The 902-nt window shown below is 60.6% G+C and carries 2 protein-coding genes; both read left to right on the top strand.

The genetic code is table 11. The annotated features are described in order from the left end of the window. Positions 1-34: 34 nt before the first annotated feature. Complete coding sequence (gene arsC, locus RM190_RS23320) at positions 35-460, top strand: arsenate reductase (glutaredoxin) (protein ID WP_311761873.1); 426 nt, start codon at positions 35-37, stop codon at positions 458-460. 16 nt (positions 461-476) lie between these two features. Beyond that, the coding region (locus RM190_RS23315; protein ID WP_390908912.1) for an arsenic resistance protein at positions 477-902 on the top strand (426 nt) is incomplete at its 3' end.

Here is a 902-nt window from a genome sequence, read left to right as displayed (position 1 = left end):
TCTGCGACCCCGCCGCGACCCGAAAGGCCTGAACATGGACATCGTCATTTATCACAACCCCGATTGCGGCACCTCACGCAATACGCTGGCGATGATCCGCAATGCCGGTGTCGAGCCGCATGTAATCGAGTATCTCAAATCCCCACCCTCCCGGCTGCTGCTCGAAAGGCTCATTGCCCGTATGGGCTTCGCAGCGCGCGATCTGCTGCGCGAGAAGGGCACGCCTTATGCCGAATTGGGGCTGGATGATTCGAGCCTGAGTGATGCCGCGCTGATCGATGCGATGATGGCACATCCGATCCTGATCAACCGTCCCATCGTTGTCAGCCCACAGGGCGTCCGGCTCTGTCGTCCGTCGGAGCTGGTTTTGGATCTGGTGCCAGCGCAGCAAGTCGCTTTCAGCAAGGAAGACGGCGAACAGGTTGTGGATGCCGACGGCAACCGCAGCCGTTCCGCCTGATCGGAAGAGAGCTGTCATGACTGCCCTTCCCCAGGCCAACCGGCTTTCGTTCCTCGACCGCTATCTGACGCTCTGGATCTTCGCGGCCATGACGCTTGGCATTCTGCTTGGCTGGACTTTCACCGGTCTGCCGGATGCTCTGAACGCCCTGTCCATTGGATCGACCAACATCCCCATCGCGATCGGACTGGTCCTGATGATGTATCCGCCGCTGGCCAAGGTCCGCTACGAGGAACTGCATCAGGTCTTTGCCGACAAACGCGTGCTAGTGCTGTCGCTGGTCCAGAACTGGCTGATCGGGCCGGTTCTGATGTTCGCCTTGGCCGTGATCTTCCTGCGCGACCGGCCGGAATACATGACCGGCCTGATCCTGATCGGGCTAGCCCGCTGCATCGCCATGGTGCTGGTCTGGAACCAGCTTGCGCGGGGCGACAACCAGTAT

This window comes from Paracoccus broussonetiae, from assembly GCF_031854425.1.
GTDB lineage: Bacteria > Pseudomonadota > Alphaproteobacteria > Rhodobacterales > Rhodobacteraceae > Paracoccus > Paracoccus broussonetiae.
Note: the sequence above shows the minus strand (reverse complement) of the source record. Positions and strands in the feature narration are given on the sequence as shown.

Coding starts and splice junctions, on each gene's coding strand:
- arsC (WP_311761873.1), top strand. CDS start 35: ATGGACATCGTCATTTATCACAACCCCGATTGCGGCACCTCACGCAAT.